At 63.2% G+C, this 14,333-nt stretch carries 12 protein-coding genes; 6 read left to right on the top strand and 6 right to left on the bottom strand.

Annotated features, from left to right (window positions below; translation table 11 throughout):
- Nucleotides 1–37: 37 nt before the first annotated feature.
- Nucleotides 38–634: a hypothetical protein gene (locus HKD27_RS16340; RefSeq protein WP_231748092.1), complete on the bottom strand. Its 597-nt coding sequence runs from the start codon at nucleotides 632–634 to the stop codon at nucleotides 38–40.
- Between HKD27_RS16340 and HKD27_RS03590 the strand changes: the two genes are divergently transcribed.
- Nucleotides 617–2,296, top strand: coding sequence for an AsmA-like C-terminal region-containing protein (locus tag HKD27_RS03590; RefSeq protein WP_231748091.1), 1,680 nt, complete (start codon nucleotides 617–619; stop codon nucleotides 2,294–2,296). The genes HKD27_RS16340 and HKD27_RS03590 overlap by 18 nt on opposite strands.
- A gap of 75 nt (nucleotides 2,297–2,371) precedes the next feature.
- On the top strand, nucleotides 2,372–3,697 hold the full coding sequence (locus tag HKD27_RS03585) for a UDP-glucose/GDP-mannose dehydrogenase family protein (RefSeq protein ID WP_194688447.1): 1,326 nt from the start codon (nucleotides 2,372–2,374) through the stop codon (nucleotides 3,695–3,697).
- A 9-nt stretch (nucleotides 3,698–3,706) separates the two neighbouring features.
- Here the strand turns inward: HKD27_RS03585 and HKD27_RS03580 are convergent, their stop codons facing one another.
- From HKD27_RS03580 to pspF, 5 genes are all read right to left on the bottom strand, one after another.
- The gene (locus HKD27_RS03580) at nucleotides 3,707–5,113 is read right to left on the bottom strand and encodes a sugar porter family MFS transporter (protein ID WP_194688448.1); all 1,407 of its coding nucleotides are present in this window, start codon (nucleotides 5,111–5,113) and stop codon (nucleotides 3,707–3,709) included.
- Between the two features lie 224 nt (nucleotides 5,114–5,337).
- Entirely contained in the window at nucleotides 5,338–7,218 is a 1,881-nt protein-coding gene (gene cysC, locus HKD27_RS03575; RefSeq protein ID WP_194688449.1) for an adenylyl-sulfate kinase, read from the bottom strand.
- A 2-nt stretch (nucleotides 7,219–7,220) separates the two neighbouring features.
- Nucleotides 7,221–8,015 (bottom strand): sulfate adenylyltransferase subunit CysD, encoded by a 795-nt coding sequence (gene cysD / locus HKD27_RS03570; protein WP_194688606.1) that lies wholly within the window; start codon nucleotides 8,013–8,015, stop codon nucleotides 7,221–7,223.
- 77 nt (nucleotides 8,016–8,092) lie between these two features.
- Nucleotides 8,093–8,773, bottom strand: coding sequence for a phosphoadenylyl-sulfate reductase (locus tag HKD27_RS03565; protein ID WP_011252495.1), 681 nt, complete (start codon nucleotides 8,771–8,773; stop codon nucleotides 8,093–8,095).
- A 731-nt stretch (nucleotides 8,774–9,504) separates the two neighbouring features.
- Nucleotides 9,505–10,557 (bottom strand): phage shock protein operon transcriptional activator, encoded by a 1,053-nt coding sequence (pspF, locus tag HKD27_RS03560; RefSeq protein ID WP_194688607.1) that lies wholly within the window; start codon nucleotides 10,555–10,557, stop codon nucleotides 9,505–9,507.
- A gap of 114 nt (nucleotides 10,558–10,671) precedes the next feature.
- Between pspF and pspA the strand changes: the two genes are divergently transcribed.
- The 4 genes from pspA to HKD27_RS03540 are packed head-to-tail and all read left to right on the top strand — an operon-like array spanning nucleotide 10,672 to nucleotide 14,321.
- Complete coding sequence (gene pspA, locus HKD27_RS03555) at nucleotides 10,672–11,355, top strand: phage shock protein PspA (protein WP_194688450.1); 684 nt, start codon at nucleotides 10,672–10,674, stop codon at nucleotides 11,353–11,355.
- 27 nt (nucleotides 11,356–11,382) lie between these two features.
- Nucleotides 11,383–11,619 carry an envelope stress response membrane protein PspB gene (gene pspB / locus HKD27_RS03550; protein WP_041111464.1) on the top strand — a complete coding sequence of 79 codons (237 nt, stop codon included), beginning with the start codon at nucleotides 11,383–11,385 and terminating at the stop codon, nucleotides 11,617–11,619.
- On the top strand, nucleotides 11,616–12,947 hold the full coding sequence (locus HKD27_RS03545; RefSeq protein WP_194688451.1) for a hypothetical protein: 1,332 nt from the start codon (nucleotides 11,616–11,618) through the stop codon (nucleotides 12,945–12,947). Before pspB ends, HKD27_RS03545 begins: the two co-directional genes overlap by 4 nt.
- A 3-nt stretch (nucleotides 12,948–12,950) precedes the next feature.
- On the top strand, nucleotides 12,951–14,321 hold the full coding sequence (locus HKD27_RS03540; RefSeq protein ID WP_194688452.1) for a GIN domain-containing protein: 1,371 nt from the start codon (nucleotides 12,951–12,953) through the stop codon (nucleotides 14,319–14,321).
- Nucleotides 14,322–14,333: the final 12 nt, after the last annotated feature.

Here is a 14,333-nt window from a genome sequence, read left to right as displayed (position 1 = left end):
TAGTGACCCTCAGATGCGCAACAGAAACAGATGGCGCCTACCCTCTGTTCCACCATAAAAAGCTATTCCGGCCCCGCATACGGCGCCCCTGAACACCATTCCTGAAGTTCTGTTCGTTACCAGCAACGACAAGGGCAAGGGCAAAGCCTGCTTCCTTCATGCGGCCGAGAAGTTCCTGCCCTTCTTCCAGGAGCGCTGCATCTTTTTTCGGAATCAAAAAACTCCACTTCTCTCCATTCCGTCTTCGACCAAAAATATTCTCGCCGATGTCCGCGGCGACAGACAGTCTTTCATGAAGAATTTTACCCGGAGTTTCCTTTCGAGAAACTTCCCGGTATTGTCCGGCCTCACTGAAGACTCCCTGAAAGACTGTCTCTTGCCGCGCTGGTTCCTGGTTTCCATCCTGTCCTTCACCGTCCTTATTTTCGCCCTTCTCGGTGCGGGCTGGATCTGGATTGATCACCAAAATCTCGCCGCCTTCGCAACCCCGCGACTGGAAAAGAAGCTCGGCCGAACTGTCCATATCGGCGCCCTGCACGTCCATCCCGGAACCTGGCTGACGATCGAGGCGGATGACGTCTCCGTTGCCAACATCGCCAGCGGCACGCGTCCGCAGATGATGACGCTCGGCCATCTGGGCGCGCAGGTCCGCCTGACATCCCTTGTCTGGGGGCCGCCGGAAACCCGCAATGTCGTCATCTCCAGGTTTTCGGGCCTGTTCGAGCGCACACCCGCGCACTTGCCCAACTGGCGCTTTGGTCCGCACCAGAACGAACCCCGGCCGCCGATGTCTCCTGAACAACAGGCGAAAGCCAATACACCGCCCGACCTGCGTGATGCGCCGGGCCTGCGCAACGCCACGATCACCGACAGTGACGTGACCTATCGTTCGGCCAATGGCGCCTCCTACAAAGCCGCACTGACAAACGTCGAACTCGCCTCAACCAGCGACACCAGCCCGCTCACCATGGCCCTGAGCGGCGCCTATAACGGCACCCCGATCGCGGTTTCCGCCGAAATGGAGCCGATCCGCGACCTCCGCAAAACACCACAGCGCCCCTACGGCACCAAGGCTCATGTCACATCCGGCGACATGACCTCGGACTTCACAGGCACCCTGACGGACCCGACAAATTTCGACGGCGTCGAAGGCCATACCACCGTCACCACACCCACATCCGACACGCTGTTCAGCGTCGCTGGAATCAAGGGCGATCATGCCCCGGTCAAACTGACCCTTTCCGGCGACTTCAGCCATTCCGGCAATGACTGGCATTTCCGCAAGGCGAACGGCACCATCCAGACCAGCACGATGGAAGACGGAGACTTCACGCTTGTCGAAGGCAGCCACGGCAAACCCGATGACGTGACGGCCAAAATCGGTTTTGGCCGCCTCGACATCAACGGCCTGATGCCGATCCTCGCGCCTCCTGGCGCCAAAGGCAGCAAGAAAAGCCCCTCCACGCTCCACGCAGACCTGCTGCTTCTGACCCCGCCCGATCCCGACCCGCTGGTCCATTTCGACCTTGCGGCCCGTCAGCTAGTCTACAACAGGCTCGACTTCGCAAACCTGAAGATCCAGGCGGCCCAGATCCCCAACCGCATCGACATTCCTGTCCTGCGCCTCGGCTATGTCGGCGCCTCCCTGAGCGCCAACGGACATATCGAAGCTGACGGGAAATCCTCCCGCATCGCGGCCGAACTCGCCCTGACCCACGGCGACATCGACCGCCTGCGCCGCGTCGCGGGCCTCGCTCCCGTTCCGGTCAATGGCAGCCTGAGCTTTCGCATCATCGCCAGCGCAAACAACGTCCACACCCTCAACGAAGCCATGAGCCGCGCGGACCTCACCGCAGCCGTCAGCATGGAAAAGGGCGAGATCGCGCGTGAGATCGTCGAGGCCGCCTCGATGGATCTGCGCTTGCTCTTCCGCCACGCCAAGGGCGTCACCCCCATCACCTGCCTGCTCGGCGTCCTGCAGATGCATCAGGGTATCGGTGTCGTCGTGCCGCTGCGTCTGCGCACCGGCGCGGGCACGATCGCGGCCAAGGCGGATTTCGACCTCAACCGCAGATGGCTCGATCTCGTCTTTGCCAGCCGCCCCTTCTCGACCAGCTTCTTTGCCCTGGACGTTCCCGTCCGCGTCAGCGGCCGTTTCGATGCGCCGGTCCTTTCCCTCGCAAGATGGTCGAAGGAAGGCCGGAACATGCTCGCGGATTCAAACGAGGTCACGAACCTTCCCCCCGCCCTGCAGGGTTTCGCGGCCTCCAACGCCTGCGCCCGCCCTACACGCTAGCCATTGCGTCCCCGGGATTTGCACCCCATCCAGCCCCCGGCTATGCACGTCGCACCGTAGGAAGAGGGTCCAGATATGCGTATTGCAATGGTCGGTGGCGGATATGTCGGTCTTGTCTCAGGCGCCTGCTTCGCCGAGTTCGGAGCCGACGTCACCATCGTGGAGCGGGACCCCAGAAAGCTTGAGGCCCTCCATGCCGGTCGCATTCCCATCTACGAGCCGGGGCTGGACACTCTCGTCAGCAGCAATGTCGACGCCGGTCGCCTGACATTCGGGGATGATCTCGGCGCCGCCATGAGCGACGCCGATGCCGTCTTCATCGCCGTCGGCACCCCCACCCGACGCGGCGACGGCCATGCCGACCTGACCTATGTCTACGCCGCGGCCGGGGAAATTGCCCGCGCCGCCAGAACGGATCTTCTGGTCGTCACGAAATCCACCGTACCCGTCGGCACAGGCCGCGAAGTCGCCCGCATCCTGCGCCAGACACGCCCGGACCTGACCTTCGACGTCGCCTCCAATCCGGAGTTCCTCCGCGAAGGCAACGCGATCGACGACTTCATGCGCCCGGACCGCGTCATCGTCGGGATCGATCGTTCGGGACCGGATAAAGGCGCCCGCGCCCAGGCCCTCATCGAACAGCTGTACCGCCCGCTGATGGCCATTCAGGCCCCGATCGTGCTGACGGATCTGGAAACGGCGGAACTGACCAAATACGCCGCCAATGCCTTCCTCGCGATGAAGGTCACCTTCATCAACGAGATGGCCGATCTGTGCGAGAAAGTCGGCGGCAACATCCATGACGTCGCACGCGGCATGGGCCTCGACCAGCGGATCGGCAGCCGCTTCCTCAGCCCTGGCCCGGGCTATGGCGGCTCCTGCTTCCCCAAGGACACCCGCGCCCTGACCGCCATCGCACAGGATGCCGGCGCACCTACAAGGCTCGTGGAAGCTACGATCGCCATTAACGAAACCCGCAAAACGGGCATGGCCGAACGCATCACCGCTCAGGCCGGTGGCAGCCTTGAGGGCAAGACCGTCGGCATCCTCGGCCTGACCTTCAAACCCGATACGGACGACATGCGCGAAGCGGCGTCCCTGCCCATTCTGGCCCGCCTGCATGAAGCAGGCGCCGTCCTTCAGGTGTTCGATCCCGAAGGCATGGAGGCGGCCCGCGCACTCCTGCCGGAAAACGTGCGATATTGCGAGGATGCGCTGGCCGCCGCACAGGACGCCGACATCGTGGTCGTCCTGACGGAATGGAACATGTTCCGCGCCCTCGACCCGGCGCGCCTGCGAAGCGCCATGCGCGGCAACGCCATCGCGGATCTGCGCAACATCTGGAGCCCCGACCTCATGCGCGAGGCCGGGTTCGATTACCGTTCGATCGGGCGCCCCTGAGAGCGTACCTTACCGGGCCCGGGCTTCGGACCGGGCCACCGCACGATCCACCGGCGCAAACGTCCCGTTGCGCAGCCGCCGCTCCAGTTCCTCAAGGGACTGGCCTTTGGTCTCGGGCACGTAACGCAGCACAAACCAGAACGCGAAGGCGTTGACGCCCGCGAACAGCCAGAACGTCCACCCTGCACCCAGCATCTGCACGAGCGACAGCGTGGTCAGGGAAATCAGAAGATCCGCACCCCAGTGGCTTCCGGCCACGAGACTCATGCCTTTGCCGCGGCAGGACAGCGGATAGACTTCCGCTCCCACCAGCCAGATGGCGACCGACAGGCTACCCGTATTGAAAATGGTGTAGGCCATAACGGCCGCGACCGTGATCCATGCCCCGATCCCGCCGGTCAGGTGCATCGCAAACGTCGTCCCCAGAACCGCAAGCGCCACCACGGCGCCTGGCAGCATCCGCAGGAGCAGCGTCCGCCGCCCCCACGTATCCACGGCCCAGCCCCCGAACACTGTCGCAAAAACCATACCCACACCAACGGCCACAGAAGTCAGCAGAGCGGAATCCTGCCCGAAACCGGCATCGGCAAAGATCGTCGGCGCGTAATACATGACGGCATTGATGCCCGTGAACTGACACAGGAGCGCAATCCCCACGGAAGCCGTCAGCGCAGGCCGCACCCAAGGCTTCGCCAGTTCGGACCACGGCGCCTGCACATCGTGGTTTGCAATGATTTCCTCCAGCTCCCGGTCCGCCGCCTCATCGGACAGACGCACACGCCGCAGAACCGCACGGGCCTCTTCGATCTGACCGCTAAGAGCCAGCCAGCGCGGGCTGTTGGGCAGGAACGCCATGCCCACGAACAGGATCAGCGCAGGCAGCATCCCGATCCCGAACATCAGCCGCCAGCTCGAATCCCGCAGCAGATAGCCGGTCACGAAAGAACTCGTGATGCCGAAAACCACCGCCAGCTGAAAGCCGACAACAAGCCGCCCCCGACGCTCCGGCGGCGAGACTTCCGCGATATAGATCGGAACGATCTGCGACGCCGCACCGATGGCCAGGCCAAGGATCAGACGGGCAATGATCAGAACGGCCACACTCTGCGCCGAGGACACAACGACTGTCCCCAGAAGGAACAGCGCCGCCGCGATCATGACCGTGCGCCGGCGCCCGATCCGGTCGGAAATGCTCCCGGCCCCGAGGCACCCGATCAACGCTCCCAGAATGATGGCCGATGTCACGATTTCCGCCCCAAGCGTATCCAGATGGAACTGGTTGCGAAGCTGGAGCAGGGCGGAAGAGATAATGCCGGTATCATACCCGAACAGCAGCCCTCCCGTTGCCGAAATGGTCGCAATGAAATTCGTCAGGGCATGTCCGCTCAACCGTCCGTGCGCGTTCCTGTTCTGCATCGTGAAACCTTCCACCGCGAAGCCGCAGGCCGTTATTCGTGAGACAATCTGCCTGCGTTAACGCTCCACAACAGGAAAGTAACATCACAAAAGTTATGGTTTTCGTTTTTATCGTGAACTTTCTCGTGTGCCATTCGGCATATCCCTGAGACGGCAGACATGAAAAAACCCCCTTCCCGTAAGGAAAGGGGGTTCTGACGTCTTTGCCGCCGGGAAAGCCCGTCTTACGGCTGGACAATCCGCAGAATAAACGCCGTCAGGGTGTTGATGGCCTCCTGTTCCGGCCGGTCCGCAGGCAGACGCAGTTCCGGGGAAACCGGCGCTTCGTAAGGCGCGGAAATGCCAGTAAATTCTGGGATCTTTCCAGCACGCGCCGCGGCGTACAGCCCCTTCGGGTCCCGCTTTTCACAAGTTTCCAGCGGCGTATCGACGAAGACTTCATGGAAGTTCTCGCCCACGATCTGCCGCGCCTGTGCCCGATCCGCCTGAAGCGGGGAGACCAGCGCCACAATCACGACCTGCCCACTCTCGGCCAGGATCTTCGCAACATGCGCCGCACGGCGGATGTTCTCGTGACGATCTTCCGACGAGAACCCAAGATCGCTGCACAGCCCGGCGCGCAGGGTGTCTCCATCCAGCACGGTGGCATTGATCCCCTGCTCGGACAGCGCCAGTTCAGCCGCGCGCGCTACCGTGCTCTTGCCCGAACCCGGCAGACCCGTCAGCCAGAACACGCCACTCTTGTGACCGCGCGTCTGAACCTGACGGGCAGCGGACACACGGCTGGCCGTCGGATGAATGGCATGTTCGCCGTCCGCCAGTTCAGCCGGACCAATCAGCGGCGCACCACCAACGATACGCTGGTAACGATCCACCAGAACACCACGCCCGTCGCCAAATCCCGGCGAGAACGGATCGAACAGCACGGCATGGGACGCTGCCAGCGTAATTTCCGCAAACCCGTCGGGCGGGACGCTGTCCCCCTCACGCAGGGTCAGGTCTTCCAGATCGACCACGGCGTCGATGGAGGCCACTGTCACGTCGTGCTCAGCCGTGGCCAGACGCAGCGTAAAGCTCTCGCCTACCCGCAGAGGCTCGCCACGCAGCCAGAACAGACGCGTGCGGATCCGGGCCGAACGCTCCGGGGCAGCAGCCTTGTCATCAGCCGGGAACAGCAGATCACCACGGTCCGGCACCAGATCCGGCTCCAGACGCAGGGCGATGGACTCGCCTGCACCCGCGACCGGCAGTTCCGGCGCATGCCAGCGGCAGACTTCCGCCACGGTCGCAACCTGTCCCTGCGCGCCAATGCTCAGACGATCGCCCGCACGGACGGTCCCACGCTCGATCCGGCCCGCGACGTAGCGGATACCGTCAAAGCGATAGACATCCTGCACCGGCATCCGGAACGGCAGCGCCGCACGCGAGGCCGGTGGCGGCACATTGGCCAGCGCCTCGACCAGCGTCGGGCCCTTGTACCAGAGCGAACGCTCGGAGCGGCTGGCGATGTTGTCACCATCACGGGCAGAGGCAGGCACAACGGCCTCGACCTCGATTTCCAGACGCCCCAGAAGCTGGCGCACATCGGACTCGACCTTGACGATCTGCGCCTCGTCAAAGCCCAGGATGTCGGACTTGTTGAGCAGCACGATCACATGGCGGATGCCGATCAGACGCAGCAGCATAGCATGACGCCGCGTCTGCTCCTGCGCGCCTTCCTTGGCATCGACGACCAGCACGGCGGCTTCCGCGTCGGCCGCACCCGTAATCATGTTGCGCAGGAACTGGCGATGGCCCGGCGCATCAACGATCACGAATTCCCGCGAGCCCAGACGGAACGGAATCCGTGTGGAATCGACGGTCACGCCTTGGTCGCGCTCGATCTGAAGAGAGTCGAGCAGGAAGCTCCACTCCACCGCCAGACCACGCTTGCGGCTGCTCTCGACGATCTGTGCCAGCTTGCCGTCCTGCAGGCTGTCGGTGTCGTACAGAAGACGCCCGATCAGCGTGGACTTGCCGTGATCGACATGCCCGACAATGACGATGGGCGTCGCTGCGGCGCGGTGGGTTTCCGAAAAGCTCTCGGTCACGATGTTGTCGCCCATTTTCACAGATATCCCGCTACACGCAGACGCTCGAACACGTCCTCGGACTCATGATCCATCGCACGCCCCGCGCGCTCGGATGTCCGGCTGGTTTCCAGTTCGGCAATCACTTCCGCCACGGTGGAGGCATTGCTCTCGATCGGATTGGTGATGTCCTGATCGCCCAGCGAGCGGTAACGCTTGCCGTCTTTCGCGAAATACAGGTCCACCAGCGGAATGCCCTCTCGCTCGATGTAACGCCAGATATCGATCTCGCGCCATGACAGCAGGGGATGGACGCGGATATGCATGCCGTCTTCATACGGCGTCGCATACTGGTCCCAGAACTCGGGCGGCTGGTTGCGAACGTCCCAGCGGTGCCCGGCACCGCGCGGGCTGAACACGCGCTCTTTCGCACGGGTCGCCTGCTCGTCACGGCGGATACCGGCAATAACGCCACGGAACTTGTGCTTGTCGATCATCGCAGCCAGACCAGCCGTCTTGCGCGCAGCAGAGCGCGCAGCAGGCGGAAGCGACGGGTCGATTTCCTCAACCGGCGGGCAGTAACCCAGCAGCAGGTCCAGGTTCCACTTCTTCGTATATTCGTCGCGGAAGGCATACATTTCCGGGAATTTCTTCTCGGTATCGACATGCATGACCGGGAACGGGACATGTCCCATGAACGCCTTGCGCGCCAGCCAGACCATCACGTTGCTGTCCTTGCCCAGCGACCACAACAGGGACAGGGGCTTCAGCTTGCGATAGGCCTCGCGCAGGATGAAAATGCTCTGGGCCTCGAGCTGGTCCAGATCATCCATGATACGCGGCTGTGCCAAACCGGTGGTGGACTGATCCCGGGACAGGATCCGTGTTTGCGTCATTATCCGCTCCGTAGTCATGCCGGCCTGTGAATGCCGCATTCCGTCTTGGCCAGACCGGCCCAGCGGCCCGCCCGTCCATCTTCACCATCCTTGACCGCCCTTGTGCATGGAGCACAACCGATCGAGGTGTAACCTTTTGCAACCAGAGGATGCCGTGGCAGGTCCCGACGCTGCATCTGCGCCTCGATTTTCTCCGGGCCCCAGCCCGCCAGCGGGTTGAGCTTCACGCTGCCATCGGGCTGCGGATCAACCAGCGGGAGCGCCGCCCGCGTCGCGGACTGACTGCGCTTGCGCCCTGTAATCCAGACATCGAAATCCGGGAGCACCAGATCCAGCGGTTCGACCTTGCGCAGCGCACAGCACGCATCCGGATCAAAATCCGCGAGCTGATCCTGTGGATCACGGTCATGCAGTGCTTGCGGTGTAGGAGACAGCGTCCGGACATCCGAAAGCCCCAGCCTGCGGGACAGTCTGTCGCGATATTCCAGCGTTTCGGGAAAATGCCGCTTCGTATCCAGGAAAAACACCGGAACCGAAGGGTCAGCCTGCGCCACAAGATCCAGCAGAACAGCCGACTCCGCCCCAAAAGACGAAATCACGGCCACACGCCCCCGCAGCAGATCCAGAGTCTCCCCCAGCACCCGGTCCTCGGGAATCTGGCGGAGATGATCCAATTCCGTCCGTGAGAGAGGCATGCGCTGCACCTACCTGTGTCCAGATCAGTCATGCCACCTGAGCGGCACGCCCCGAGACATAGGCGCATCATCCGCAAAAATAAACTATTTTATTTGATATAACTTTTCTATTTCGTTGTTATATCACGTTGAACGCACGTCTTTTCAGCACAATCTCCGCCACACAGATACAGTATCATTGGCACAATATATCGCCAGGCCACGGACCGCCGGAGCCGCTTCCGCCAGCTCGGGCTGTCCGGGCGGGGATTCGTCTTGTGGGACACGAGGCTCTTCTGCCCGCTTTGCTTCCCCCTGCCGGGCCACTCCACATGCGCTCCCAGCTTTCCAGACGCAGGCGAACATCCGGCTCGACCCGGAAAAAGACCCTGACTTCAAACCCCGGCGGCGGCGTATCCTCAAACCCCACTCAGGCCAGATCCAGAACACCATTCCGCGCCCGCAGGATCATCAGTCCGCAAGATGCCGCAGCGTCAGCATCCAGCAATGCACATCCACATAATATGGCGAATCTGACAATACGGGTACATCCGCCCGGAAAGCTATGGAAAGCCGGTTAAAGACCTGTCAATGCCGACATGCCCCGCACTCCGGAAGAAATGGCACCGCAACCCATATAATGGCCATATGCACCATTATTGGAGCTGAAAAAAGCCTCTTCGACAGCATGAAAATCCCTCTGAACGACATCTGGCACGGTTCATGCATCATGGGATTTCATGGACATGCTCTCACCCTTTTGCACCCAGCGCCTTGCGGGCCTCCTTGTCCGCCAGACCATGCAGCCGCAGATGATGGCGGAACTGGTAGTAGGTCAGGCCGAGCAGCTCGGCCGCACGCCGCTGGCTGAACTGCGCCTCGCGCAGGGCAGCTTCCAGAAGGCTGCGTTCATGCGCCCGGACATCCGCTCCGAAATCCCGCGGAAATGTCAGCGCCTCGCCGGTCCCCACACTTACCGCAGGAACAGCAGCCGGCGCGGCCACACCCTGCCAGTCCGGCGTCACGAACGGGTCCAGCACGATCTCGTCCAGCGCCTTTTCCGGACGGTCCATCCGATAGACGCTGCGCTCGACCACGTTACGCAGTTCGCGCACATTGCCGGGCCAGTCATAAGCCTGCAAACGCGCCAGTGCCCGGTCCGTAAAGCCCGTGAAAACCTTCCGCCCCAGCTCCGCGCTCATGCGGGTAGCGAAATGCCCGGCGAGCAGGGGAATATCCTCCGGACGGGCGCGCAGCGGCGGAATATTCACGACATCGAACGCCAGCCGGTCCAGCAGATCCGCCCGAAAGCGCCCTTCCCGCGCCATGGCGGGCAGATCGGCATTGGTCGCCCCAATCAGCCGCACATCCACACGGATGGTCTCGCTGCCGCCAACACGCTCGAAACTGCCATATTCGATCACCCGCAGCAGCTTTTCCTGCACGGCCTGGGACGCGGTGCCGATCTCGTCGAGAAACATCGTGCCCCCATCCGCCCGCTCGAAACGGGACAGGCGACGTTTCTGCGCGCCCGTAAAGGCACCCGCCTCATGGCCGAACAGTTCGCTGTCCAGAAGCGCCTCGGGCAGCGCAGCGCAGTTGAGCTTCACCAGCGGCCGGTCCCAGCGATCCGACAGCAGGGCCAGACGAGCGGCCACCAGTTCCTTGCCCGTCCCGCGCTCGCCGATCACGAGAACCGGGCGCTTCAGCGGCGCAAGGCGGGAAACCTGATCCAGCATTCCCAGAAATGCCGGAGCCCGCCCGATCGGGGTCGGCACCTCGTCCATATCGGTGCTTCTCGCCATTTTCTGGTCTCTCACGCCCCTGTTCCGGTCTTCAGTTCATAACACCCTCAAAACAGCATCGCTGACAAGGGCAGGCATTCTGTCCTAAGTCTCTCCAACAGGAAGGAAAGCATCATGGGTATTTTCTCTCGTCTCGCCGATATCGTGAACTCCAATCTGAATGCGATTCTCGCCACCGCCGAGGACCCGCAGAAAATGATCCGCTTGGTCATCCAGGAAATGGAAGACACACTGGTCGAGGTCCGCAGTCAGGCCGTCCGCACGATTGCCGAGCGCAAACAGCTTGAACGCCGCGTCCGGACCATGATGCATGAGGAAGACGAATGGCACCGTAAGGCCAGCCTCGCCATTGAGCGCGACCGTGACGATCTCGCCAAGGCCGCCCTCGCCGCCCGCCATAGCGTGGAACAGTCCCGCGAGGCACTGGAGCAGCAGATCGCCCAGATTTCCGATGGGCTGGACCAGCAGAACGACGACATCTCCAAGCTTCAGGCCAAGCTCGCGGATGCCAAATCCCGCGAAAAGGCGCTGTCCATCCGCGCACGGACCGCACAGGGCCGTCTGAAAACCCGCGAGAAGCTGTACGACACCCGCATCGACGACACCCTGAACCGTTTCGATCAGGTGGAACGCGCTCTTGATGAACTCGAAGGCAAAGCGGAGGCGTATGATCTGGGACGCCGCACCGGCCGGCCGTCACTTCAGGAGGAACTCGCAGCCCTCGAAACCGATGCCGTCGTGGAAAACGAGTTCGAGACCCTCAAGCGCCGTGTTGCCGAAAAGAAAAATGCAGGCTGATCATTCATCCGCCACTGGAACTCCGGAATGAATAACGACACACTCGCCATTCTGCTTATCTTTGGCCTGCCAATGGTTGCCCTCGTCGTTGGCGCGATAAAATCCATCGCAAAAGATAAGTCGACCAGTCGGCCCGATCCCATGCTTCAGGTCGCCCTGACACAGGCCGAAGCCCATGCTACGCGTCTGGAAGAAAGGATCGACCAGCTCGAACGCATCCTCGATGAGGATATCCCGGGCTGGAGAGCAAGGAACGCACGATGACACGCCGCCCCGTCTTCTTTTCCGGCCCCCGCCCGGCGCTTCTGGCCCTGCTGGCGGGCGTGGCCCTGCTGGCGCCTGCGGCCCATGCCGCACGGCTGACCCTGTCCGGAGAAGACCTGGACCTGTCCGTTCCCTGCACCGGACAGGTCAGGGTCGTGGTCGATCCCGCCATGAAGGACGGGGCGACCCTTGATTCGAGCAGCATGGCCCAGGTCGCGATGCACACCGGCAAGGAAGAGGCGCAGAGCCGCATTTCCATCGCCACAAAAGCCTGCGCGCCGAACGGAAAACTGACGATCAGCATTTCCCCGAACACCGGCCTGACCATCCATGACAGCCACGACACGCATTTCGTCATCACGGGAAAGCTCGCCTCGCTCGACGCCAGCCTCGATTCCACGACCATGGACATCGAGGACACTCAGTCGCTGGACCTGAACATGCAGGGCGCTTCCAGCGTCCATATCAAATCCCTGGAACGCGCGGCGCAGATTGTGGCGTCGGGAGCCTCGACCCTGACGGCCGACACCGTCCAGCTCACAGCCCTTTCGGCGCAGCTGACGCAGAATGCGGCCATGACCCTTTCCGGCAGCAGCATTGATGCCCTGACGCTGGTGACGGCCGATCAGGCCAGCGCCACCATTCTGGGCCATGCGACTGTCGCAACCGTCGCGGCCAACGGGACGGGCGAGGTCAATATCGAAGCGGTTTCCGGACCGATGGTGCGCTCAGGCAAAGGTACCGTGCGTGTCGGCGCGCAGAACGGCGTGATCTACCGCCCGACACCACCGCCCCCCGCCCCGCTGCCTGTCCCCGCGACACCTGCTCCCCTGCCGTCTACTCCGGTTCAGGCTCCCGCAACGGGTACGGAAGCGGCCACAACCGTCCCGGCACCGGTCGTGCCGGCGCCTGCACCGGTTCCCGCACCGACGGCGCCGTCCGTACCTGAAAGCCCAACCGTACCGCAGGCCCCCAGCGTCACGCCTTCCGCGAAAGCCGCGCAGCCGGACAATGCACCGGTTACAACACCTCCGGTCGCCAACGCGCCCGCTACGGAAGCGCCTGCAACGCCTTCGACATCCGCCAGTGCCTCCACACCGGTCACGGCACCGCAGACCGCAGCGCCAACCGCGCCCCAGACGTCGCCTGCCGCTCCTGCACCCCAGGACAGCAAAACGCCCGCCAAGCCGACCGTCACGCCCGCACCTGAAAGCACGCCGGCTCCCACCACTCCGGCGCCTGCAACCCCGACACCGGTCACTCCAACACCGGCAAACCCCGCAACGGTCACGCCCCCGGCTGCCGGGAACGGCTCACAGGGAGACTAAGACATGCGCCAGCCTCTGCCTGCGCGTCTTGCCCTGATCGCGCTTCTGGGATGCGGCATCGCAGCCCTTCCGGGAACAGCCCGCGCAGAGCCGGCGGTCACGCCTCCGGCACCACCAGCTCCTCCCGCGCCACCTGCACTGGAAGCTCCGCTGACGGCTTCCGGCACGCTGGTGATCCCCGCAACATGCCTGGACCGCCTGTCCGTCGTGGGTGGAGAAGACGCCCATATCGTTTCGGGAAGCGGCCGCCTGAAAAAACACGGCGACCGGCTGACCTTCACGACATCCGCACGGGACTGCTCAAGCCAGGACAATGCCGTCGTCATGGTCCCCGCGCAGACCGGTATCGAGATACTGTCTCCCCGGAACAACCTGACGACGTATCGCATCAGCGGCGTCAACGGTGAGGTGACGGCCGTCACAGGCCGGGGCGATCTGGAGGTCGATCAGGCCGCTGGCCTGACCCTGAACATGGAAGGTTCGGGAACGGTCTCGGTCCGGCATGTCACGGGTCGGCTGACCGTGCAGAACCTTGCCAGCGGTGACCTGCATATCGACAGTATCGCCGCCGCCAGTGCGAGCCTGACAGCCATGTCCTCGGGCGACATCCGGATTGGCCAGGGCGATACGGACGTCCTGACGGTCCGGGATTATGGCTCGGCCGATATCGTGCTGAACACGCGCACACGGGATGCGGATGTGACGCTCCTGGGCAGCGGCGACATCACGCTTCAGAGGGTGAGCGAGATGCTGAAGAAGCGCCCGCTCGGCTCCGGCACCATCTCCGTGACCGAAAGCTCGGGCGCGCGGATCACGACCTCAACCACACCCGATCCGTCCGCGATCCTGTCCGATACGGCGCGGAAAGTCCTCGGCAGCTTCCATGTCCAGCTCGGAAATTCGGATGAGGATTCAGAAACCCCTGTCCATGCCAGAAGCCCTCATTCCGGCGGCCACGGACTGATCGGCCTGCTGCTGAAAATTGCCCTGATCGTCTGGGCCGTGCGTCTCTTCCGGCGCTATCGCCGGACAGGCGTCCTGCCGTTCAGGAGCATGCTGGACAAAGCCGCTGCGGGATATGCCGAGGGCGTACGAAGCTGGTCCCGGCACCGCGCCGCATGGCGGGACACTCCGGCCGCCAGCGCCACGGCCGTGGTGCGGGATGCCGTGACGAGTTTCCGCCGCCAGCCGCCGGAACCGGCCGAGGATTTCTCCCGCTCCGTCCCGCCAGGTCATCCGCTGGCACGGCTTCAGGACCGGCTGGTCCGGATGGAGCGCCGGCTCGGCCTGATGGAGCAGTTCGTCACATCGCCCGATTTCAGTCTGGAGCGGCAGTTCCGGGACCTTGAACGGACCGACGGACGCCGCGCCTGAACCACCCTGGAC

The organism is Gluconobacter sp. R75690, from assembly GCF_015244525.1.
Lineage (GTDB): Bacteria > Pseudomonadota > Alphaproteobacteria > Acetobacterales > Acetobacteraceae > Gluconobacter > Gluconobacter potus.
This window is presented reverse-complemented; position numbering and strand designations above follow the sequence as displayed.

Bases quoted from the DNA above. Each gene is read 5' to 3' on its own strand.
- HKD27_RS03590 (WP_231748091.1), top strand. From the start codon at position 617: ATGATGACGCTCGGCCATCTGGGCGCGCAGGTCCGCCTGACATCCCTT.
- HKD27_RS16340 (WP_231748092.1), bottom strand. From the start codon at position 634: ATGGCCGAGCGTCATCATCTGCGGACGCGTGCCGCTGGCGATGTTGGC.
- HKD27_RS03585 (WP_194688447.1), top strand. From the start codon at position 2,372: ATGCGTATTGCAATGGTCGGTGGCGGATATGTCGGTCTTGTCTCAGGC.
- HKD27_RS03580 (WP_194688448.1), bottom strand. From the start codon at position 5,113: ATGCAGAACAGGAACGCGCACGGACGGTTGAGCGGACATGCCCTGACG.
- cysC (WP_194688449.1), bottom strand. From the start codon at position 7,218: ATGGGCGACAACATCGTGACCGAGAGCTTTTCGGAAACCCACCGCGCC.
- cysD (WP_194688606.1), bottom strand. From the start codon at position 8,015: ATGGATGATCTGGACCAGCTCGAGGCCCAGAGCATTTTCATCCTGCGC.
- HKD27_RS03565 (WP_011252495.1), bottom strand. From the start codon at position 8,773: ATGCCTCTCTCACGGACGGAATTGGATCATCTCCGCCAGATTCCCGAG.
- pspF (WP_194688607.1), bottom strand. From the start codon at position 10,557: ATGGCGAGAAGCACCGATATGGACGAGGTGCCGACCCCGATCGGGCGG.
- pspA (WP_194688450.1), top strand. From the start codon at position 10,672: ATGGGTATTTTCTCTCGTCTCGCCGATATCGTGAACTCCAATCTGAAT.
- pspB (WP_041111464.1), top strand. From the start codon at position 11,383: ATGAATAACGACACACTCGCCATTCTGCTTATCTTTGGCCTGCCAATG.
- HKD27_RS03545 (WP_194688451.1), top strand. From the start codon at position 11,616: ATGACACGCCGCCCCGTCTTCTTTTCCGGCCCCCGCCCGGCGCTTCTG.
- HKD27_RS03540 (WP_194688452.1), top strand. From the start codon at position 12,951: ATGCGCCAGCCTCTGCCTGCGCGTCTTGCCCTGATCGCGCTTCTGGGA.